The 22,613-nt window shown below is 62.0% G+C and carries 16 protein-coding genes; 4 read left to right on the top strand and 12 right to left on the bottom strand.

From position 1 onward, the window contains the following. Positions 1 to 125: 125 nt before the first annotated feature. Together HMPREF3173_RS12225 and rlmKL are read right to left on the bottom strand one after the other, a co-directional pair. On the bottom strand, positions 126 to 2,519 hold the full coding sequence (locus HMPREF3173_RS12225; RefSeq protein ID WP_070573372.1) for a sensor domain-containing diguanylate cyclase: 2,394 nt from the start codon (positions 2,517 to 2,519) through the stop codon (positions 126 to 128). Between the two features lie 96 nt (positions 2,520 to 2,615). After that, positions 2,616 to 4,808, bottom strand: a complete 2,193-nt coding sequence (gene rlmKL, locus HMPREF3173_RS12220) for a bifunctional 23S rRNA (guanine(2069)-N(7))-methyltransferase RlmK/23S rRNA (guanine(2445)-N(2))-methyltransferase RlmL (protein WP_070573370.1) — start codon at positions 4,806 to 4,808, stop codon at positions 2,616 to 2,618. A 553-nt stretch (positions 4,809 to 5,361) separates the two neighbouring features. On the opposite strand from rlmKL, the gene rmf reads away from it, so the two are divergent. After that, entirely contained in the window at positions 5,362 to 5,577 is a 216-nt protein-coding gene (gene rmf / locus HMPREF3173_RS23960; protein WP_080642046.1) for a ribosome modulation factor, read from the top strand. A gap of 100 nt (positions 5,578 to 5,677) precedes the next feature. Here rmf and HMPREF3173_RS12215 read toward each other — a convergent pair whose 3' ends face one another. The 9 genes from HMPREF3173_RS12215 to ppsA all read right to left on the bottom strand — a co-directional run bounded on the left by HMPREF3173_RS12215 (position 5,678) and on the right by ppsA (position 15,019). Beyond that, the gene (locus HMPREF3173_RS12215) at positions 5,678 to 6,703 is read right to left on the bottom strand and encodes a quinone-dependent dihydroorotate dehydrogenase (protein ID WP_070573368.1); all 1,026 of its coding nucleotides are present in this window, start codon (positions 6,701 to 6,703) and stop codon (positions 5,678 to 5,680) included. Positions 6,704 to 6,932: 229 nt separating this feature from the next. After that, a complete protein-coding gene (locus HMPREF3173_RS12210; protein ID WP_043206737.1) occupies positions 6,933 to 7,967 on the bottom strand; it encodes an OmpA family protein in 1,035 nt (344 codons plus the stop codon). Between the two features lie 110 nt (positions 7,968 to 8,077). Beyond that, on the bottom strand, positions 8,078 to 8,644 hold the full coding sequence (gene sigX / locus HMPREF3173_RS12205) for an RNA polymerase sigma factor SigX (RefSeq protein WP_043206738.1): 567 nt from the start codon (positions 8,642 to 8,644) through the stop codon (positions 8,078 to 8,080). Positions 8,645 to 8,757: 113 nt separating this feature from the next. After that, positions 8,758 to 9,582 carry a mechanosensitive ion channel family protein gene (locus HMPREF3173_RS12200; RefSeq protein ID WP_043206740.1) on the bottom strand — a complete coding sequence of 275 codons (825 nt, stop codon included), beginning with the start codon at positions 9,580 to 9,582 and terminating at the stop codon, positions 8,758 to 8,760. Positions 9,583 to 9,584: 2 nt separating this feature from the next. Continuing rightward, positions 9,585 to 9,836 (bottom strand): hypothetical protein, encoded by a 252-nt coding sequence (locus tag HMPREF3173_RS12195; protein WP_043206741.1) that lies wholly within the window; start codon positions 9,834 to 9,836, stop codon positions 9,585 to 9,587. A gap of 111 nt (positions 9,837 to 9,947) precedes the next feature. Next, positions 9,948 to 10,943: a zinc transporter ZntB gene (locus HMPREF3173_RS12190; RefSeq protein WP_043206743.1), complete on the bottom strand. Its 996-nt coding sequence runs from the start codon at positions 10,941 to 10,943 to the stop codon at positions 9,948 to 9,950. 27 nt (positions 10,944 to 10,970) lie between these two features. Beyond that, a complete protein-coding gene (gene rraA, locus HMPREF3173_RS12185) occupies positions 10,971 to 11,462 on the bottom strand; it encodes a ribonuclease E activity regulator RraA (protein ID WP_043206744.1) in 492 nt (163 codons plus the stop codon). Between the two features lie 92 nt (positions 11,463 to 11,554). Further along, a complete protein-coding gene (locus HMPREF3173_RS12180; protein WP_070573366.1) occupies positions 11,555 to 12,547 on the bottom strand; it encodes an alpha/beta fold hydrolase in 993 nt (330 codons plus the stop codon). A gap of 96 nt (positions 12,548 to 12,643) precedes the next feature. Further along, positions 12,644 to 15,019: a phosphoenolpyruvate synthase gene (gene ppsA / locus HMPREF3173_RS12175; protein ID WP_070573363.1), complete on the bottom strand. Its 2,376-nt coding sequence runs from the start codon at positions 15,017 to 15,019 to the stop codon at positions 12,644 to 12,646. A gap of 178 nt (positions 15,020 to 15,197) precedes the next feature. Between ppsA and HMPREF3173_RS12170 the strand changes: the two genes are divergently transcribed. After that, the gene (locus HMPREF3173_RS12170; protein WP_043206750.1) at positions 15,198 to 16,016 is read left to right on the top strand and encodes a posphoenolpyruvate synthetase regulatory kinase/phosphorylase PpsR; all 819 of its coding nucleotides are present in this window, start codon (positions 15,198 to 15,200) and stop codon (positions 16,014 to 16,016) included. Positions 16,017 to 16,145: 129 nt separating this feature from the next. On the opposite strand, the gene HMPREF3173_RS12165 is transcribed toward HMPREF3173_RS12170, so the two are convergent. Next, positions 16,146 to 21,011 carry an NAD-glutamate dehydrogenase gene (locus HMPREF3173_RS12165; RefSeq protein WP_070573361.1) on the bottom strand — a complete coding sequence of 1,622 codons (4,866 nt, stop codon included), beginning with the start codon at positions 21,009 to 21,011 and terminating at the stop codon, positions 16,146 to 16,148. A 338-nt stretch (positions 21,012 to 21,349) separates the two neighbouring features. Here HMPREF3173_RS12165 and HMPREF3173_RS12160 point away from each other — a divergent pair, with 338 nt between their 5' ends. Both HMPREF3173_RS12160 and HMPREF3173_RS12155 read left to right on the top strand, forming a co-directional pair. Continuing rightward, positions 21,350 to 21,703, top strand: coding sequence for a hypothetical protein (locus HMPREF3173_RS12160; protein WP_043206753.1), 354 nt, complete (start codon positions 21,350 to 21,352; stop codon positions 21,701 to 21,703). 118 nt (positions 21,704 to 21,821) lie between these two features. Beyond that, positions 21,822 to 22,532: a FadR/GntR family transcriptional regulator gene (locus tag HMPREF3173_RS12155; protein ID WP_043206755.1), complete on the top strand. Its 711-nt coding sequence runs from the start codon at positions 21,822 to 21,824 to the stop codon at positions 22,530 to 22,532. Positions 22,533 to 22,613: the final 81 nt, after the last annotated feature.

Here is a 22,613-nt window from a genome sequence, read left to right as displayed (position 1 = left end):
ACGATCGGCGGCGACTGAACTACAGCGCACCAAAGGCAAACAAGCTAATTAATGTGTTGTTTGTTCCGGCCAATTCGCGGGTAAATCAGAGCGCCGAACCGCCGCGCCTACAGGCAACCCCACCCTCAGCGCAACTCCGCCTCAACCCGATCCCGACCCGCCTGCTTGGCCGCATACACCCCGGCATCAGCCCGCAACAGCAACGCATCAGCTCCCTCCCCCGGTCGCCAACCCGCCACTCCAAAGCTCGCCGTCACCCGACCCACTCCATCGACCGGAACACTGCGAACCCCCTGCCACAGCTCCAATGCCAATGATCGTGCCTGCTCGGCATTGCTCCCCGGGCACAGCACCATGAACTCCTCGCCCCCCAAACGGCAAAACACATCGGTACGCCGCAGGCGATTGCCGATCCGCTGGCAAAGGCTGCGCAACACATGATCGCCCACCGCATGGCCGTACTGGTCATTGATCCGCTTGAAATGATCGATATCCAGCATGATTACCGCCAGGTCCAATCCGTCACGCTGTGCACGCTCCAGCTCGTTCTGCAATCGTTCCTGGAAATGTCGCCGGTTATGGATGCCGGTCAAGGCATCGGTGACCGAAAGCGCCCGAAGCTCTTCCTCCACCCGCTTGAGGTCGGAGATGTCCGTCTGGTAGCCATGCCACAAGGTGCATCCTCCTTCACCGATTTCGGGGGTAGCTTCCCCGCGAACCCAGCGCAGGCCCGCCTGAGGCAGTATCACGCGGTACTCTTCGCGCCAGGGTGTCAGGTGCAAGGCCGAATAACGGACCGAGCGACGGACGCGCTCCAGGTCATCGGGGTGGATGCGTTCGAACACCGCCGATGCATCCTCACGCAGCGTCTGCAGATCGACTTCATAGATATCGTGCAGGCCTTGGCTGGCATAGGGGAAACAAGAGTGTCCGTCGGCATCCAGGCGGTACTGGTAGATCCCCCCGGGCACTTCGGCGCTGAGCTTCTCCAACAACCGATCACGGGCTGCCAGCGCTTCATGGACGCGCCGCCGTTCGGTGACGTCGATGCAGATGGCCAGGTAGCCAACCCACAACCCCTGCTCGTCCAGTACCGCGGTGACCAGCATGTTGGCCAGCAGGTGGCTGCCATCCTTGCGCACCAAGGTCCACTCCCCTGCCTCGGTCCCTTTTTCCTGCACAGTTTCGGCAAACATCGCCTGGCCACCGCCGATTTCGCGTCCATAGCGCACGCTCAGGGCGTGGGCTCGCTGGCTGAGTTCCTCAGGGGGGACCAGATCCTCCAGCCGCAACTGACCAATGGCTTCGCTTGCCGAATAGCCCAGCATGCGCTCGGCACCAGCATTGAAGGTACTGACCAGGCCCTTGAGGCTGGTGGCGATGATGGCGACCTGTGTCGCGGCGTCCAATACGCTGCGCAGTTGGTTGTGGGTTTCGCGCAAGGACTGCTCGCTGACCCGCAATTCGGCAGTGCGCTGATCGACCAGCGCCAGGGCACGCTGTCGCTGGCTGAACAGGCTGTAGAGCAAGGCACTGAGCAAGACGCTGAGCAAACCGCCCAGCAAACTGACCGCCACCACCGCGGAGGAGCGGTTGGCTTGGAGAAAAGCCTGGCTGGGACGGATATCGAGCTGATAGTGGTGATCGGCCAGATGCAAAAGGTGGGTGCTGGCCAATGGCACCTGGGCGACGGTGTTGCGTGAATCGAACAGCACCTCCGGCCCTTTGGCTCCGGAGGCATCGATGATGCGCACCACCAGGTTGTCATCCGCGGCAGGCGGCAGCCCTTCGGCGACCAAGCGCTGCATACTCAGCAACGCCATGACATAGCCAGAAGGCAACCCACCGGGATCACTATCAGCGAACACCGGCGCCACGACCAGCACCCCACGGGCATAGGTAGGCTCGACATTGATCATGTCCAGCGGCGCAGAGACCGCCATGCTGCCGGGTGACGTAGCCCGAACAAGGGTGGCCTCGCGAAGGGGCTGTCCACGCAAGTCCAGGCCGTAGGGCTGCCCTTGCAGGGACGCCGCCTGGGTATAGAGCACCGGATAGTAATAGTCACGCGTGGGCGCAGGATGCCAGATACCTTGTGCGTCCTGATCACGGATCTGATACGCCTGCCCAAGCCAGGCACTGGCACGTCGCTCGAAATCGGCGCGTTGCCCAGCATCGACCCGGGGCGCCCAGGAATACGCTTGGGTCCGGTACAACAGTGGCCGCGCGTAACCGTCGAACTCCTGCGGGGTGATTTCGTTGGAATAACTGAAAAACCGTCGCAGGCCATCCAAGCGCTGCTCCTGGTCCTCGAAACGTTCCGCGATGCGACTGTACCGCTCGTTAGCCAACAGCTCGAAGCGCTGACGCAATTGCTGCGTGTAGAAGCTCTGCGTGGCAATGGCCAATGCCGCCGTCAACAGACCGCCAGCGACCAGGACCACCAACGCCACCCCCCAGGCGGGCAGCGCTTCGCGGAACATGCCGAGCACCTTCGCACGAACGCCACACTTCGACATAAAGCAATCTCATCACGTCAGCGTCCTGCGAATGGTCGGGCCCTTCGCGTCAGTTATAGCTATTGGCCACTAGCCACGCAACCTCATACACGCCGCTTATCGCGCCTGAATGCGCCACGCCCGGTGGATTCGATTGTTGCGCGCGAAATCAGGATCCAGGGTCTGATGACTGATCTCCTCGACGGCATATCGCTCGACCAGACTCGGATCGAGCTGGAATTTGCGGAAGTTGTTGGAGAAGTACAGCACCCCGCCTGGCGCCAGGCGTGCCATGGCCAAGTCCAGCAACTGCACATGATCGCGCTGCACATCGAACACCCCTTCCATGCGCTTGGAATTGGAGAAGGTCGGCGGGTCGATGAAGATCAGGTCGTAGCTGTCCCGGTTGCCTTCCAGCCAGGCCATCACGTCGCCCTGCTCCAGGCGATGGCGGTCCGAAAAACCGTTGAGCGCCAGGTTGCGACGCGCCCAGTCCAGATAGGTCTTGGACAAATCGACACTGGTGGTGCTGCGGGCCCCGCCCTTGGCGGCGTGCACCGTGGCCGTCGCGGTATAGCAGAACAGATTGAGGAAGCGCTTGCCGGACGCCTCGCGCTGGATGCGCAGACGAATCGGACGATGGTCGAGGAACAAGCCGGTGTCCAGATAGTCCGTGAGGTTCACCAGCAGCTTTACCCCCCCTTCGTTCACCTCCTGGAAGCGGCCTTCGGCACCTTGGCGCTCGTACTGACGCGTCCCACTCTGGCGCTCCCGGCGCTTGAGCACCACACGCTGTGGGTCGATACCCAGGGCCTGAGGGATGGCGGCCAAGGCATCGAGCAGACGCGCTTGAGCCTTGTCCGGATCGACCGAGCGTGGCGCGGCGTACTCCTGCACGTGCACCCAGTCTTGGTAAAGGTCCACCGCCAGGGCATATTCGGGCATGTCGGCGTCATACAAACGGTAGCAATCGACCTGCTCGCGACGGGCCCACTTGCCCAACTGCTTGAGGTTCTTCAGCAGGCGATTGGCGAACATCTGCGCGCCTTCGGACAGGCGCGCCGGCTCACTGGCCACGGCTGCCGGACGCTGCGTAGCGCCTGCATCCGGCTCGGCCGGACGACGCTCGCCGGTAACGAACTGGTCGGGCTGAACCTTGAATAGCAGCAGCTTGCACGGCAAGGCGCCGTTCCAGAAGGCGTACTGCTTGTGGCTGCGAATACCCATGCGCTTGCCCAGCTCGGGAGCGCCAGTGAACACTGCCGCCTCCCAGCCCAGGCAGGCTTGACGCAAACGCTCCCCAAGGTTCTGGTAGAGGTACAGCAGGCTGGCTTCGTCACCCAGACGCTCACCGTAGGGTGGGTTGCTGATGACCAGGCCTTTCTGGTTCTGGTCCGGACGCGGTTCGAAACTGCCGACTTCGCCCTGATAGATCTTCACCCAGTCGCCCAGACCTGCGCGCTCGACGTTGTTACGCCCCGGCTGGATTAGCCGCGGATCGGCCTCATAGCCGCGGATCCACAGCGCAGGCTTGGCCAGACCCGCCTGGGCGCGGGCCTGGGCTTGCTCGTGAACTTTGCGCCACAACGCCGGCACATGGCCAAGCCAGGCCGTGAAGCCCCACCGCTCACGCTTGAGGTTGGGCGCGATATCCGCGGCGATCATCGCGGCTTCTACCAGGAACGTGCCCACACCGCACATCGGGTCGGCCAACGCGCCGCCTTCGGCGGCGATGCGTGGCCAGCCGGCTCGGATCAGCACCGCCGCCGCCAGGTTCTCCTTCAAGGGCGCAGCACCTTGCTGCAGACGGTAACCGCGTTGATGCAGGCTGTGTCCGGACAAGTCCAGGGAGAGGATCGCCTCGCCACGATCAAGGCGCAGGTGCACACGCACGTCAGGATCAATCTTGTCCACGGACGGGCGCTGTCCTTCGCGGTTGCGTAGCTTGTCGACGATCGCGTCCTTGACCTTAAGGGCACCGAAATGGGTGTTGTCGATTCCGGAGCCATGACCACTGAATTCCACGGCCAAGGTGCCGTCAGCAGCCAAGTGATCTTGCCACTCGACCCCATGCACGCCGTCGTAGAGCTCATCGGCGTTTTTCATGCCGAAGCGCTTGAGCACCAACAACACGCGGTTGGCCAGACGCGACCACAGGCACAGGCGGTAAGCGGTTTCCATGTCGGCCGAGCCACGGATGGCAGAGGTGTGCTCCCGCACATCGTCCAGGCCCAGGCTACGGGCCTCCTCGGCGAGCAGGCCTTCAAGACCTTTGGGGCAAGTGAGATAAAGTTCGAAACGGTCCGACATGAGCAATCCAGAGCCTTGGGCTGATTGAGTGACGGGCCGACGCATCGTCCCGCCGATGTTTGCCCGCACGCCCTTCCAGCAGGCGTCCGGGTGGCCTTGCCCGCAGTCCGGGAAAGCCGGGCCACCTGAACGACAAGCCCCTTCGCACCCTGCGAAAGTGGGTTAGATCGTCCGGCAGTATGAAAATTTCCAGCAACGCGGCCACGCATGTGACCCTTCGTCGCATTTCAAATTATTACTGCACACCCGACCACGACGCTGGCCAGATGACTGCAAAGGGCATTAAACCCTGATCATAGCGGGCTTAAGGACAAATCACGTTGAGTCGCAATTATTTACTTATCCTTTGACCCTATGAAACGTTACGTCCTTATGACAAATCGATCATTCACACTGTGACCCGCTTTGGTTAGAACTGGCCTTAGGTTGTCTCGCAACGAGGCAACACTTTCTGCTCGCCACGCCGGCAGCGAGCGCACACCGGCAGAACGATTCTGCCCGGCCTCGGAGAGGCCGACGGGACATTACAGTCAACAAGTGAGGGCAACACCCTATGAGAAGACTTAAGCGTGATCCGTTGGAAAGAGCATATTCACGTGGCTACCAATACGGGGTTACCGGCAAATCCCGCGAACTTTGCCCCTTCAATCTGCCATCCGTTCGTCAAGCCTGGATCAATGGCTGGCGGGAGGGCCGGGGCGATAACTGGGATGGAATGACCGGCACCGCAGGCATCCAGAGACTCAACGAAAATCACGCCGTTGGCTGAGACGAGGACACTGAATTCGAGTCACCATGCGCGCCCTATCCGGGCGGCGGGCTGAGGCCCAGGGGCCCCTTCAAGGGGCCCTTTTTTATGTCTGCCTTTATTACGGCCGTGGCATGGCAGCAATCGCGTCCACTGCCTCACGGATCAGCGCAGGCCCTTTGTAGATAAAGCCCGAATAGATCTGCACCAGGCTCGCGCCGGCTGCAATCTTCTCGGCTGCATGACGCCCCTCGGTGATTCCACCGGCGGCAATGATCGGCAACTTGCCGGTCAGCTCGCCCGCCAGAACCTTCACGGTGTGAGTGCTTTTCTCGAGAACTGGCGCACCGGACAGACCGCCCGCCTCTTCACCATATGGCAGGCCCTGGACGCCTTCACGGCTCAGCGTGGTGTTGGTCGCGATCACTGCGTCCATGCCGGTCTCGAGCAGCGCAGAGGCCACCATGGCGGTTTCTTCATCAGTCATGTCCGGGGCGATCTTGATCGCCAGCGGCACACGCTTGCCATGCTCACTGGCCAGTTGTTCGCGGCGCACGGCCAGCGCCTGGAGCAGTTGCTTGAGCGAGTCGCCGAACTGCAGGGTACGCAGACCTGGGGTATTGGGCGAACTGACGTTGACGGTGATGTAGCTGGCGGCTGTATAGACCTTTTCCAGGCAGATCAGATAGTCATCCACCGCGCGCTCGACCGGGGTATCGAAATTCTTGCCGATATTGATGCCCAGCACGCCGTCGAAGCGCGACGCACGTACCCGCGTCAGCAAATGATCGACACCCAGGTTGTTGAAGCCCATGCGATTGATGATCGCAGTGGCCTCTGGCAGCCGGAACAGTCTCGGCTTGGGGTTGCCAGGCTGCGGGCGTGGCGTCACGGTACCGATTTCGACAAAGCCGAAACCGAGCTGGGCGAAGCCGTCGATGGCGGCGCCGTTCTTGTCCAGACCTGCGGCAAGGCCCACCGGATTGGCAAAGTTCAAGCCCATGACTGTCACCGGCAGCGCCGCCGGCTGCTTGCACAGCAGGCCATTGAGACCGAGGCGGCCACCGGCGCCGATCAGGTCTAGGGAGAGGTCGTGGGAGGTTTCCGGGGAAAGCTTGAACAACAGCTGGCGGGCCAGGGTATACATGGGCGGGCTAGACTCGCGGTGAGTGAGGGGGCGATTATAGCCACCGCGCGGCTCGGACGACAGGGCTCTAGGCACATGGGTTGCTTGTCAGTTCCACGGCGCGCGCCCTAAGCGGACGAGAATCCCTGGAAAACAGGCGTGCAGCAATTCTCCTGGGGCCCTCACCGGGCGCCCCCGAAAAAAGAAAAACCCGGCCGAGGCCGGGTTTTTCATGAAGCATCAAACCAAATTACTTGGCTTGGGCTTCGACCTGAGCTTCAACGCGACGGTTGATGGCGCGGCCTTCTTCGGTGGCGTTATCAGCAACCGGACGGGTCTCACCGTAGCCAACCGAGTCGATACGGCTGGATTCAACACCGTACTGCTGGGTCAGGACCTGCTTGACAGCATTGGCGCGACGCTCGGACAGCTTCTGGTTGTAAGCGTCTGGACCAACGGAGTCGGTGTGACCTTCAACGGTGGTGGTGGTCTGTGGGTACTGCTTCATGAAGTCAGCCAGGTTCTTGATGTCACCGTAGCTGTTTGGCTTGACGACCGACTTGTCGAAGTCGAACTTGACGTCCAGCTCAACACGTACGACTTCGGCAACAGCCGGGCAGCCGTCGGCGTCAACGGTAACGTTGGCCGGGGTGTCAGGGCACTTGTCGACGTTGTCGCAAACGCCGTCGTTGTCGCTGTCGGAGCAGACTTCAGCAACAGGAGCCGGAGCAGCTTCAGCTTGCTTCGGGCTACCGCCGAAGTTCATGCCGATACCGACGCTAGGAGCCCACTCGGTGTCGCCCTGGTCGATGTTGTACTGAGCTTCAACGCCAGCACGGGCGTAGAACATGTCAGTGATGTACCACTTGGCGCCAGCGCCAACGTTGGCGAAGGTGGAGTGGTTACGACCACCACGGCCGGTCTGGCCCAGGCTCTGGTGCGAGAAACCAGCCGAAACGTACGGACGGATGGCATCGTACGGGTTGTTGAAGTGGTAAACGGCGTCCAGGGCAGTGTTGGAGCCCTTGATGTTCTTACCGTCTTCGCCACGAGCGTTGTGAACTTCGTCATAGCCCAGACGCAGTTCGACGTCGTCGGTCAGGAAGTAACCGATCGAGCCACCGAACAGGTTGCCGTCGTTCTTGAAGTCGCGCTGGCTGTCGAAGAACTCTTTCTTGTAGAAGAGTTCGGTCTCGACGGCGCCTTGACCTTGTGCCAGAGCGCCAAACGAAGTGGCGGCTACAAGCGAACCAATGGCCAAGCCCAAGGTGTTTTTCAATTTCATCCGTTAAATCCCCATCTGGTGATAGTTAAGCAGTCCCACCAACATCCGGGGGACAACTCGACGGCAAGTCTAGCAGAACTTGCCGGTTGGTTAGAGATATTTACGCGGTGCTAAGTTTCAGCCAGCCCCGTAAATTTCTCTCTAAGCTTGTCGAGCGCACGCTTGTAGCGCATTTTCGTGGCGCTCAGGCCCATGTGCATGATGTCGGCGATCTCCTGAAATTCCAGCTCTGCGACAAATCGAAGCACTAGGATTTCCCGGTCGATCGGGTTCACATGCACCAGCCATCTGTCCAGTCCGCCCTTCTCTTCGGCCTTGGGTGCCTTCTCTTCGGACGCCTCTTCAACAGGGTCCAGACTCAAGGCATCCATCAACCGTCGCTTGCGACGCTCCTTGCGGTACTGGGTAATGCATTCGTTGTAGGTGATGCTGTAGAGCCAGGTCTTGAACTTGGACTTACCCTCGAAGTTCTTCAGACCGTAGAGCACCTTGAGCATCACTTCCTGGCAGACATCGTCGGCATCCCGGTCGTTCCCCAGATAACGCGCGCAGACGTTGAAAAGGGTCCGCTGATAGCGCCGCATGAGTTCTTCATAGGCGCGCGTTACGTGATACAGCTCCTCATGCGAACGCGCCACCAACTCCTCATCGGTGAGCTCACGGGGGTCATAGCGCATGGGCGGCGAGTGAACTTTATTCAAAACGGATCTGGCCGACAGTCAGGTCAATGTCGCCGCGCGGCCCCCTTGGGCCGTTTTCGCGGCGGCATACATTAACAGCTTTTGTGCGGTTAGCGGCTATTGACTCGCTGCTCGAGCAATTCTCGATTCGAAAGCGACACCAATTCGCCATCATCGGTCAGCAGGGTCGTCTTGACCGTACCGATCTCCTCGATATGCCCTTCAACCTCTCCAATCCGCACCTGCTGGCCCACTTGATAGAGTTCGCGCACGTAGATGCCGGCCAGTATTTGCCCGGCAATTTCCCGGCTGCCCAGCCCCATCGCCAACGCAACGGCCAGACCAACGGTAATCAGGCCGATGACGATGACATGGTTGAGCAGATCGGTCTTGACCTCCAACTGGCTGATCGCAACCGAGATGCTGATGATAATCACCAGACCTTGGGCGATACGCCCGACGCCTGCGGCATATTCCAGACCGACGCCTTCGGCAGCGCCACGTACCAAGCCATTGGCCAACTGCGCCAACAGCACGCCAGCCAGCAACACTAGAGCTGCGCCAAATACCTTGGGCAGGTAGAGGGCGAGCATGTCCAAGGTGGCCGAGACACGCTCAAGGCCCAAGGACTCGGCGGCCGAAACCAGGAAAATCAGCAACACGAACCAATAGACGATCTTGCCGATCAAGGTAGAAATAGGGACCTGGATGCCCACCCGACTGAGCATCTTGGTCAGACCGGTACCGCTCATCAGGCGGTCCAGGCCGAACTTGGCCAGCAGTTTGGACAACAACGTATCGAGCAGCTTGGCCACCACGAAGCCGAGCAACACCACGACCAGCGCGCCGAACAGGTTCGGGATGAAGTTCGCCACCTTGGTCCAAAGGGCGGTCATGGCGGTGACCAGGCTCTGGGTCCAGAGATCGAGTTCCATATTCAATCGGCCTTATCTGCTTTTCTGCCAGCGGCAGGGTTGCGACGCACCGGCGCGACATGCGCCGAGCCATTGTTCACAGCGATCATCAGCGCCTGGCTCCAGCGCCCCAGCAAGCTGAACAGATCGCCCGCGCCGACCTGGCGGTTGGCGGTCTTGAGGACGCGACCCAGGCATGCGGCATCGTCTCGGTCTTGGCCGGACGGCGATGCCTTGAGCAGGTCGCGCAAGGATTCTTCAAACGGATCGTGCATAGGCACCTCGCGCAATGTCTGTCAAAGACGAGGGCTCGGGACTACGGGTCACACATGAATGTGGGACGGATGTTTCAAAATGCCTCATGCATCCCCCGGCAGGACAGCCCATCATACCCAGCGTAACCGTCGGAACAGCCACCATTGCCCCGCCGCCAACCCCAGCACCACGGCGCAGGCGAACAGGAAGCCATACGGGCTCTCGGCGCCCGGAATGCCCCCGACATTGATGCCCAGCAGGCCGGTGACGAAGCTCATCGGCAGGAAAATGCAGGTGATGATGCCGAAGCGGTACATGGTTCGGTTCATCCGCTCACTGCGCCGTCGATCCTCGCTTTCCAGCACCAGAGCGGCCCGCTCGCGGGTCAGCTCGAGCTCTTCGAGATAGCGGATCAGGCTGTTGTTCAGCTCGTTCCAGTAGTCGGCATCCCCTTCGCCGAACCAGCTCCACTTGTTGCGCGAAAGTTGCGCATAGAGTTCCCGCTGTGGGGCGAGAAAACGCCGTAGCCCAGCAGCACGACGGCGGATCTGTTGCAGGCTGCCTTGCACCGGCGAATACCGTTCATCGGTTTCCACCTTCTCTTCTTCGAGATCGACCACTTCCGACAGGTCGCTAACCAACGCCTGGACCTTCTCGGTAAGCAGCTCCCCCATCAGCAGCAACAGCTCGGAGGCCGACTTCGGCCCCCTGCCCTCGTCCAATTGCTGAAGCACTTCATCACTGGCGCGCAGTGGTCGCAGGCGCAACGAAATCACTCGCCGGGCCTCGGCGAAGATCCGCACCGAGACCATGTCTTCGGGCTCGGCGCCGGGATTGAGATTCACGCCCCGCAAAAACAAAAGCATCTGCTCGTTGGCCAAGGGCAACAGACGCGGACGCGTGTTCTCTTCCAGCAGCAAGTCGCAGGCGAAGGTGCTCAGGCCGCTCTCCTGGAGCAACCAGGTACGCGTCTGGGGATGGCTGCGATCCCAGTGCAACCAAAGGCTTTCCTCTGGTTGCAACTGGAGCGCATCCAGCGCTGTCCGGGCAATCGAGCGCGCACCGCCTTTACCATCGAGCACCAGGGCATGGACCAGCCCCCACTGCGCGTTGTCTTCCTCGAACATTCCTGCTCCATCAGCGCGCGCGGCGCATCACTCCGGCATTTTCAACGGGCTTGGCGAGACGATCACGCCATTGTTGTCGGCATACACATATTCGCCCGGACGGAAGGTCACCCCAGCGAAGGTCACGGCCACGTTGAGATCGCCAATACCGCGCTTGTCGGTCTTCATCGGGTGACTGGCCAGGGCCTGGACACCGACGTCGGTCTGCACCAGCACGTCCACGTCACGCACACAGCCATAGATCACCAGGCCTTCCCAGCCGTTCTTGGCCGCCTTTTCGGCCAGCATGTCACCCAGCAGCGCGCGGCGCAGCGAACCACCGCCGTCCACCACCAGGACCTTCCCCTTGCCATCGAGCTCGACCTGCTCCTTGACCAGCGAGTTGTCCTCGAAGCATTTGATCGTGACGATCTGGCCACCAAAGGAATCGCGGCCACCGAAGTTGCTGAACATGGGCTCCAGGACCTGGACCAGGTCCGGGTAGGCGTCGCACAAGTCGGGCGTTACGTAATGCTGCATGGCAAACTCCTGTCAGTCACAACGAAAGCGGGATTTGAGCAAGGCTACACCGGGGAGGGCCTTGCAGTCATCCGAGACTACTCAGTCAGCCTCTACAGCGCTGGGGCAGACTCGACAACCACCGTAGCCCCCGGCAACGGTGATTCAGGGGCCCTCAGCCAGCGCTCCACCAGTGGCCATACCTGCACCTGGGCCGCCTTGCTAACCAACATGTCCACATGCCCGAATGCGTCGAAGCCTTCTTCAGCGCCAAGCCGTAAAAACTGCTTGCGCTGGCCACCCAACTGCTCGAACAACTTGCGGCAGGCCCAGACCGGGTCCTGGTAATCCGCCGCACCGGCCACTGCCAGCACCGGCACGTTCACGGTCGCCAGCCCCGCCCACCAGTCGTCCTGCTTGTCGCCGAAACGCCCGAACAGGCCGTGCCAGCCCAGGGTCTCCAAGGCCAGACCGATCGGCTCGTCCTCCGGCCCACGTTTGAGCCGCGACCCGGACAGCTGACCCAGGCGCTTGAGCAGCAAACGCGCGCTCCAGGCCACAGGCGGAACCTTCAACGGCCAATAGACCCGACTGACCTGGGTACCGAAGAACGCCGCGCTGGCTACCTGCTCGGCTTCCAAATATGCGCCGCCCAGGGCTGCGGCGAGAATGGTGCCGCCCAGGGAGTGGCCGATCCAGTGCGGCGCCTGCCCGGCCTGCTCCTGGATGAATGCGCCGATCACCGGCAAGTCGAAGCGGGCATAGTCGGCCACCCGGTTGTGACGCCAGTGGCGGTTGCGGGGAGAAAGTCCATGGCCGCGCATTTCCGGAATCCACACATCGAACCCGGCGCGCGCCAGAAAGGCGCCTAGGCCGACACCCTTGGGCGAATACCAGAAGCGGCGATTGGAGAAGCTGCCGTGCAGGAGAATCACCGGCACGCCTTGGGCTGCGGCCTGGTCGGCCAGCCCCAGGCGTGTAACGGCCAACTCGACGCTGGGGTCGGGGCTATTGCCGGCCTTGATCCGGTACACATCCTCGCTCAGATCACCCCGGCGCTCGGCGCTGAGCAAGGCCACGGGAAACAGGGTACTGCTGCTTTGCATAGGTCGATTGCACAAAAAAGGGCGGGATCCATCGCTGGAACTCGCCCTGGAAGAAACCAGGCAGGAGCGCCATGAAGCGCTCCCGCGTTCATTGCATCATGCCGCGCCCTGATCCTCGGCCAGGAAGAACCAGGTCTCGAGCACCGAGTCTGGGTTCAGCGATACGCTCTCGATGCCCTGCTCCATCAGCCACTTGGCCAGGTCTGGGTGGTCCGAAGGGCCCTGGCCGCAGATGCCGATGTACTTGCCGGCCTTGTTGCACGCGGCGATGGCGTTGGCCAGCAGCTTCTTCACTGCCGGGTTACGCTCGTCGAACAGGTGGGCAATGATGCCGGAGTCACGGTCCAGGCCCAGGGTCAGCTGGGTCAGGTCGTTGGAACCGATGGAGAAGCCGTCGAAGTACTCGAGGAACTCGTCCGCCAGCAAGGCGTTGGAGGGCAGTTCGCACATCATGATCACGCGCAGACCATTGACGCCACGGCCCAGGCCGTTTTCGGCCAGCAGATCGACCACCTGGCTTGCCTCGCCCAGGGTGCGCACGAACGGCACCATGATCTCGACGTTGGTCAGGCCCATTTCGTCGCGCACGCGCTTGAGGGCGCGACACTCGAGCTCGAAGCAGTCACGGAACGACTCGCTGATGTAACGCGAGGCGCCACGGAAGCCCAGCATCGGGTTCTCTTCCTCCGGCTCGTACAGCTTGCCGCCGATCAGGTTGGCGTATTCGTTGGACTTGAAGTCCGACAGGCGCACGATGACCTTCTTCGGATAGAACGCCGCGGCCAGGGTGCTGATACCCTCGACCAGCTTCTCGACATAGAAGCCGACCGGGTCGGAGTAACCGGCCACGCGCTTGTCGACGCTCTCCTTGAGGTCGGCCGGCAGGCCTGCGTAGTTGAGCAGCGCCTTGGGGTGCACGCCGATCATGCGGTTGATGATGAACTCCAGGCGCGCCAGGCCCACGCCTGCGTTCGGCAGTTGGGCGAAGTCGAAGGCGCGGTCCGGGTTGCCGACGTTCATCATGATCTTGAACGGCAGCTCAGGCATGGCATCGACCGAGTTCTGCTTGACGTCGAAGCCCAGCTCACCTTCGAAGATGAAGCCGGTGTCGCCTTCGGCGCAGGAGACGGTCACGCCCTGGCCATCCTTGAGCACTTGGGTGGCATTGCCACAACCGACGACCGCCGGGATGCCCAACTCACGCGCAATGATCGCCGCGTGGCAGGTGCGCCCGCCGCGGTTGGTGACGATGGCGCTCGCGCGCTTCATCACAGGTTCCCAGTCCGGGTCGGTCATGTCCGAGACCAGCACGTCGCCCGGCTGGACCTTGTCCATCTCGGAGACGTCGTGGATCACGCGAACCTTGCCGGCGCCGATGCGCTGGCCGATGGCGCGACCTTCCACCAGGACAGTGCCCTTCTCCTTGAGCAGGTAGCGCTCCATGACATTGGCGCTGGAACGGCTCTTCACGGTCTCGGGACGTGCCTGGACGATGTACAGCTTGCCGTCGTCACCGTCCTTGGCCCACTCGATGTCCATCGGGCGCTGGTAGTGCTGCTCGATGATCATGGCCTGCTTGGCCAGCTCGCTGACCTCGGCGTCGGTCAGGCAGAAACGCGCGCGGTCGGCACGGTCGACATCGACGGTCTTGACCGAACGACCGGCCTTGGCCTCGTCGCCGTAGATCATCTTGATGGCCTTGCTGCCCAGGTTGCGGCGCAGGATGGCCGGGCGGCCGGCCTGCAGGGTTTGCTTGTGGACGTAGAACTCGTCAGGGTTGACCGCACCCTGTACGACGGTTTCGCCCAGGCCGTAGGCGCCGGTGATGAACACCACGTCACGGAAGCCCGACTCGGTGTCGAGGGTGAACATCACACCGGCGGTGCCGGTTTCCGAACGGACCATGCGCTGCACGCCGGCGGACAGGGCGACCAGTTTGTGGTCGAAGCCCTGGTGCACGCGATAGGCGATGGCGCGGTCGTTGAACAGGGAGGCGAACACCTCCTTGGCGGCGCGGATCACGTTGTCCACGCCACGGATGTTCAGGAAGGTTTCCTGCTGCCCGGCGAAGGAGGCGTCCGGCAGGTCTTCAGCGGTGGCCGAGGAGCGCACGGCCACGGCCATGTTGTCGTTGCCTTGGGACATTTCGGCGAAGGCGGTGCGGATTTCGGCATCCAGACGCGCCGGGAACTCGGCTTCCATTACCCATTGGCGGATCTGCGCGCCGGTCTTGGCCAGGGCGTTGACATCATCGACGTCCAACGCGTCCAGGGCTGCGTGGATACGGTCGTTCAGGCCACTCTGCTCGAGAAAATCGCGGTACGCCTGAGCCGTAGTGGCAAAGCCGCCCGGCACCGATACGCCGGCACCTGCGAGGTTACTGATCATCTCGCCCAGGGATGCGTTCTTGCCCCCCACATGCTCTACATCATGGACGCCGAGCTTATCGAGGGAAACTACGTACTCAACCAAGGTGATCTCTCCACTAACTGTATTGGAAAAGCTCAAGGGCGGCCGCCTGTCACACTGACTTGGCCGGACGCTTGTGGCCTGGACCTGGAAAATAAGTGAGAATGCCGAACAGTCACGTTCGGCAAACCGAACCTATCATACTCCAGAAAACTTCGGCAGCTTAAGGCCCAGGGTGCAAATGAAACGATCCGCGTTCTTCATCTCCGACGGTACCGGTATCACTGCAGAAACACTGGGCCAAAGCCTGCTGGCACAATTCGAAAGCATTCCTTTCAATAAATTCACCCGCCCCTACATCGACACCCCGGACAAAGCCCGGAGCATGGTGCAGCAAATCAATGCTGCCGCCGAACGGGACGGCATGCGGCCGATCATTTTCGACACCATCGTCAACCAGGACATCCGAGAAATCCTGGCAACGTCGAACGGCTTCATGATCGACATCTTTTCGACGTTTTTATCCCCGCTCGAGCAGGAATTGACCGCCCATTCGTCGTATTCCGTGGGCAAGTCCCACTCGATTGGCGGCAACTCCAACTACATGGAGCGCATCGAGGCAGTCAACTTCGCCTTGGATAACGACGATGGCGCGCGCACCCATTATTACGACAAAGCCGACCTGATCCTCGTGGGCGTGTCGCGATGTGGCAAGACGCCGACGTGTTTGTACATGGCGATGCAATTCGGCATCCGTGCAGCCAACTACCCACTGACCGAAGACGACATGGAACGTCTGCAATTGCCGGCGGTACTGAAAAAGTACCATCACAAGTTGTTTGGCCTGACCATCGACCCCGACCGCCTCACCGCCATCCGCCACGAGCGCAAGCCCAATAGCCGCTATTCGAGCTTCGCCCAGTGCGAGTTCGAGGTGCGCGAGGTGGAGAGCCTGTTCCGCCGGGAGAACATCCCGCACATCAACTCCACGCATTTCTCGGTTGAGGAAATCTCGGCGAAGATTCTGGTCGAGAAGGGTGTAGAGCGGCGTTTCAAGTAACATCCGCGCCGTTTGTTTCGCGGGCCAATCCGTTCCCGCAGACGTGCCCCGCCGCCGTCACGAATTTCGACAGCCCCAATGAAAAAAGCCCCGGCATCGCTGCCGGGGCTTTTTGTTTTCAGCTTACGCTCAGGACGGTATCACCGCCGCCTGCCCGCTCATGGCCAAGTCGACCAGCTCACGGTTGGCCACCGCATACATTGCGTAGTCGGTGCCCGTGGCGTTGCGCAGGTCATCGAGCATGGCGCGCCAGCGCTCCGTCATCACCCGGTGCTGTTCACACCACAGTGCAACACGGGCGTCCATGTCTTCCGGCGCATCGGCCATCTGCAACACAGAGATGGTGATCGCCCGCTGTTGCAGGTCGATGTCGTCGCGGAACGCCTCGCGGGCCAGGGCCTGCCAGTTGTTCTCCACCGGCAGGTTGCTGATCTCCTGCAGATACCAGGTCAGGTCCAGCGAGCTGCCCACGGCGAAGAACGCCTTGGCCACCTGGGCCGGATCGTGACCGGTGACATCCGAGGCCTCGATGATCGGCAACAGGGTATACAGGTGGGTGGTGCCTGCAACCATGCGCGCCAGCAACTCCGGCACCCCGGCTTCGACGAAGCCCTGGTAGCGTTGCTGCCAGCGATCGCGGGTCGGGCCTTCGAGCAGCTCATCGAGCTTCAGGCCCAATTGGGCGATCTTCGGCCCGAAGTGCGCGACATCGCGACCGGCATCCTGCTCGTTGCGGCGGCTGCGCAGGAACCAACGGGTCGCGCGACGCCCCAGGCGCATCAGCTCATCCATCAGGGTCAGCTGGATCTCGGCCGGGACTTGGTAGTCCAGCGCCTCGATCTGACGGAACCAGTGCGGCAGGTGGAAGATGTCCCGAACGATCACATAGGCACCGGCGACGTTGGCCGGGCTCATGCCGGTGGATTCCTTCAGACGCTGGACGAACGTGATGCCCATGTTGTTGACCAGGTCGTTGGCGATCTGGTTGCTGACGATTTCGCGCTTGAGGCGATGACGGCGCATGGCGTCAGCGAACTTGCTGACCAACGACGGCGGGAACGCGTTCTCCATGTCGCGGGTCAGGTAGTCGTCATCGGGCACCAACGACTTGAGCAGTTGCTCCTTGAGGTCGATCTTGCTGTAGGAAATCAGCACCGACAGCTCGGCGCGGGTCAGGCCCTGGCCTGCGGCCAGACGCTCGGCCAGTTGCTCCTCGGACGGCAGGAACTCGATAGCCCGGTCCAGTTTGCCACGCGACTCCAGATCAGCCATCAGGCGCTTGTACTCGGCGATCCGCTCCAAGGCACGGCGGGCCGCCAGGGACAGGGCCTGGGTCTGCTTGTAATTGTTGCCCAGCACTAGCGAGGCGACTTCGTCGGTCATGCTGCCGAGCAGTTGGTTACGCTGCTTCTCGGTCATGTCGCCACCCTGCACCACTTCGTTGAGCAGGATCTTGATGTTGACCTCGTGGTCGGAGCAGTCCACGCCACCGGCGTTGTCGATGAAGTCGGTGTTGGTCGCGCCGCCGTTGAGGCCGAACTCGACCCGGCCAAGCTGGGTCATGCCCAGGTTGCCGCCCTCGCCCACCACCTTGCAGCGCAGTTCGTTGCCGTTGACCCGCAATGCGTCGTTAGCCTTGTCGCCGACATCGGCATGGCTTTCGCTGCTGGCCTTGACGTAAGTGCCGATACCACCGTTCCACAGCAGATCCACAGGGGCCTGCAGCAGTGCGTGCAGCAGTTCGGTCGGCGTCAGGCGGTCGGCTTCGATGGCGAAGCGTTCCTTCATCTGCGGGCTGATGGCGATGCTCTTGGCGCTACGCGGGAAGATTCCGCCGCCTTCGGACATGATGCTGGTGTCGTAGTCGCTCCAGGCCGATCGCGGCAGCTCGAACAGGCGCTTGCGCTCGACGAAGCTGGTGGCTGGGTCAGGATTCGGGTCGATGAAGATGTGCAGATGGTTGAATGCCGCCACCAACTTGAGCTTGTCGGACATCAGCAGGCCGTTGCCGAACACGTCGCCGGCCATGTCACCGATGCCCACCACGGTGATCGGGTCTTCCTGCACATTGATGCCGCGCTCGCGGAAGTGGCGCTGAACGCCGACCCAGGCGCCACGAGCGGTGATGCCCATGCCTTTGTGGTCGTAGCCAGCCGAGCCACCGGAGGCGAAGGCGTCGCCCAGCCAGAAGCCGTAGTCATTGGCAATGCCGTTGGCGATGTCGGAGAAGGTCGCGGTGCCTTTGTCCGCGGCCACTACCAGGTAGGGGTCGTCGTCATCGTGACGCACCACGTTGGCCGGAGGCACCACGCCGCCGTCCTTGAGGTTGTCGGTAATGTCGAGCAAGCCCGAGATGAAGATCCGGTAGCAGGCAATGCCCTCGGCCTGGATCTCGTCGCGGCTACCCCCCAGCGGCAGACGGCGCGGCAGGAAACCACCTTTGGCTCCCACCGGCACGATCACCGAGTTCTTCACCTGCTGGGCCTTGACCAGGCCGAGCACTTCGGTACGGAAGTCTTCCTCACGGTCCGACCAGCGCAGGCCACCGCGGGCAACGTTGCCAAAGCGCAGGTGCACACCCTCGACCCGCGGCGAGTAGACGAAGATCTCGAACTTCGGCACCGGCTTGGGCAGCTCGGGGATCAGCTTGGGGTTGAACTTGAAGCTGAAGTACGACTTGTTCTGCCCGTTGGCGTCCGGCTGGTAGAAGTTGGTGCGCAGGGTGGCCTTGATCAGGTCCAGGTAGCGACGCAGGATGCGGTCTTCGTTGAGTACCTGAACCTCGTCCAACGCAGTGAGAATGGCCTGTTCCAGGCGCTGCTGCTTGTCGTCCAGGTCCTCGACGGTGAGCTTGCGTGCCAGGTAGAAGCGGGTCTTGAACAGCCGGGTCAGCTCGCGGGCGATGTCGGTGTGGTTGTTCAGGGTACTGGCGATATAACCCAGGTCGAAGCCCAGGCGGATCTGCTTGAGGTAGCGTGCGTAGGCGCGCAGCAGCGCCACGTCACGCCATGGCAGGCCGGCGGTCAGTACCAGGCGGTTGAAGGCGTCGTTCTCGGCGTCGCCCTTGACGATGTGGATGAAGGCATCCTGCAGGATGTCGTTGAGCTGTTGGATGTCCAGGTCCAGGCCTTCGCTGTAGGTGAAGGCGAAGTCGTGGATCCAGTATTCGCGACCACTGGCATGGCGCAGGCGGTACGGGAACTCGCCGAGCACGCGCAGGCCGAGGTTTTCCAGGATCGGCAGCACATCCGACAGCGCCAGCGGGGTGTCGGCGTGGTAGAGCTTGCAGTGCAGCAGGCGGTCGCCCAGACGGGTCAGCGGCTGGTAGAAGCTCATCGCCAGTGGCTTGCTCTCGGACAGCGCCAATACATGCTGCATGTCGACGACCGCCGAGTGGGCAGCGAAGCGCTCGCGGTAGCCAGCCGGGAAGCCTTTGGGGAAGTCGGCCAGTATGTTGGTGCCCTGGGCCTCGCCGAAATTCTCCACCACCAGGGCGGAGTAGTCGTCCTGCCAGGAACGGCAGGCCTGGATGACTTCGTTTTCCAGCTGCTGAGGGTCCAGGTCGATGCGGTTCTTCGGATCGACGCGCAGGATGAGCTGAACACGCGCCAGCACCGACTCGGAGAAGAACGTCCAGAACTCGCAGTCGCTGGCCTTCAGGCGCTCCATCAGCACCTGCTGAATCTTCTGGCGCACCTCGGTGGAGTAGATTTCACGCGGCACATAGGCCAGGCAGTAGCAGAAGCGGCCGTACGGGTCCTTGCGCAGGAACACGCGGATCTTGTTGCGCTCCTGGATCTGCACGATCGACATGACCGTGGTGAACAGCTCGTCCACTGGCGTCTGGAACAGATCGTCACGAGGCAGCACCTCGAGCACCTGGGCCAGCTCCTTACCCAGGTGGGCCTTGGCGTCGAAGTGCGAGCGGCGCTCGACTTCAGCGACCTTGCCGCGGATGTACGGAATGGTACGCACGCTCTCGCCGTACACCGACGAGGTGTACAGACCCATGAAGCGGCACTCCTTGACGACCTTGCCGTCGGCGTCGATCTGACGGATCGACACGTAGTCCGGATACGCCGGGCGGTGCACACGGCTCGGCTGCGAGGCCTTGGCGAACGACAGCAGCTCAGGCGCGCGCAGGTAGGCGACGGCGTAGTCCTCGATGCGCAGGTCATCGGCGCCCAGCCCTGCGCGCAGCAGGCGGGTCAGGCCGAGGAACGAACCTTCGTCATAGACCAGGTGGCCGCCATCGGCGTCGGACTCGACCACGAACTCTTCGTAACCGAGGAAAGTGAAATGGTTGTCCAGCAGCCACGACAGGAAGCTCTTCACCTCGGCCTTGTCATGTTGCGCCGGACCGAATGCGGTCTGCTCCACCAGCTCCACCAGGTCGCGGACTTTGGCCTTCATCGGCTCGAAGTCGGCGACAGCCACCCGCACCTCGGCCAGCACCTGCTCGATTTCCTTCGTCAGGGTGGTCAGCTCGGCAGCGCTGGAGCAGCGGTCGATCTCCAGGTACATCAGCGATTCATGGCGCACGCCCTCGCCCTGGGTGCCCTTGGGCAGCAACTCCAGCAGCTCGCCCTTGGCGCCGCGGCGCACGCTGAGCACGGTGGTCTGCAGGGTGTGGATACTGTAGCCGCGACGGTTGAGTTCGGTACGCACCGAGTCGACCAGGAACGGCAGGTCATGGTGCAGCACCTCGACCACGGTGTGGGTCGATTGCCAGCCGTGGCGTTCGTAATCGGGGTTGTAGACCCGCACCTGCGGGTGTTGGGGGTCGAAGCGCTCGATGATGCGCCAGGCAGAGAGGGTGCAACCGGCCAGGTCCGAAAGCCTGCGCTGGGTGAGTTCGTCCAGAGAGATGATGCCGAAGAACTGTTCGGCGAACAGCGCCACTTGTGGCAGTGCCTGCTCGCTGATGTGCTGCGCCAGGGCCGCTTGCAGTTGATGCTGGAAGTCGGCTTTGCTGGCTGCGGTGAAGAACGCCATCTGTGGTACTCCGCTTGGGCTTTGTTATTAGGTGAAGCGTCGCGTGCGTCCGCCGTTCACGGTCAACGATAGTCAAACCGTGACGACAGGGCGGTGAAAACCAGGCGTTTGGACGCGATCTGCACGTCCATCCGTTCCATGGATGGGCACCTGCAAAGACGACTGCCCCTCAGGGCTGTGGCTTTACGGGTGTCCATCGACTGGGCAGCTTAACGACTGAGCGGTCACCACGGCTTGCAGCGCTGCGACAATTTCGGTCAAGGGGCGGTAACTTTACGTTTATGTCCATGCCCAAGGCTGTCAGAATTCCCGCTCATTTCTTTGACCTGAGCCTGCCCATGCAACTGAAAACCGCCCTGCTCTTCGCCACACCCTGCGACGAAGAGGAAGACAACATGGCGACCTTGTGCTGCCACAGCGACAAGGGGCAGATGTTCCTGCTCACCCGTTACCCCGACGAAGACACCGTGGACCTGACCCTGGACGACGAGCCCTCGACGCTAGACGGGCTGAAGGTCACGCTGAGCGCCGACCGCCTGCTGATCGAAGTGGCCGCCGGCGACCGGGATGCGCTCAAGGGCTCGGAGCAGCTGGAGATCCTATTGACCTCACCGGGCACGGACCTCGAGGAGGTCGAGCTGACCTTGCGCAACATTCTCGACGGCACCGGGACCTACGTCAGCGAGCTCTGAACGCGGTAGCGGCAGGCTTGCTTTCCCCAGGGCCCGCTCTCATAACCCCTTGAAATCGTTGACAGGCGATCCTCACCCCAGGCATTGTCTGACAACCTGATCAATAGGCGGCATACCCATGCTAGAGCTTCAGCGCCCGGACACCTTGGTCGAACGGGTCGTCAGCGCCATCCGCGCAGAAATCGATTCCGGCCGCCTGGCCGCCGAATCGCGCCTGCCCACCGAACAGCAACTGGCCGAACAGCTCAATGTCAGCCGTTCGGTGGTGCGCGAGGCAGTGGCGCAACTGAAGGCGGACGGCGTGCTCATCGCCCGGCGCGGGCTCGGCTCCTATATCTCGCAAACGCCCTGCGGCACGGTTTTCCGCTTCCCCGGGAGCAACGGGCGCAAGCCAGATCTCGTGCAGATGTTCGAGATGCGTCTGTGGATCGAAACCCAAGCTGCCGCCGTTGCGGCCCGACGCCGCGACGACGCGGACCTCGCCCGCATGGCCCAGGCCCTGCAGACGATGCTCGACGGGCGCAGCGACCTGGCTACAGCCTCTGCCGCCGACGTGGCCTTCCACCGGGCCATTGCCGAAGCCAGCAAGAACGATTATTTCGTGGCCTTCCATGATTTTCTGGGTGGCCAGCTAGCCACCGCGCGCCGCAACGCCTGGGAGAACTCCGCGGCCCTTCCCCAAGGCGGTGCAGCCGATGCCAACCGTGAACACCAGGCGCTGTACCAAGCCATTGCCGACGGTGACCGCCAGGCGGCTGCCGCCTGCGCTGAAGCCCACCTGCGGGCATCGGCAAGGCGCCTGAAGATCGACCTTCCCGACCTCGACTGATTTCGGAGCCTTCGCATACGGCCTGGCGATCTTTCATTCGCCCGACTTAGTCAGACAACCTGATAAGCAGATTCACCGACA

It is taken from the genome of Pseudomonas sp. HMSC08G10 (genome assembly GCF_001808425.1).
GTDB classification, from domain to species: Bacteria; Pseudomonadota; Gammaproteobacteria; order Pseudomonadales; family Pseudomonadaceae; genus Aquipseudomonas; species Aquipseudomonas guariconensis.
The sequence above is the reverse complement of the archived record's forward strand: the minus strand, read 5'-3'. Positions and strand labels throughout refer to the sequence as shown.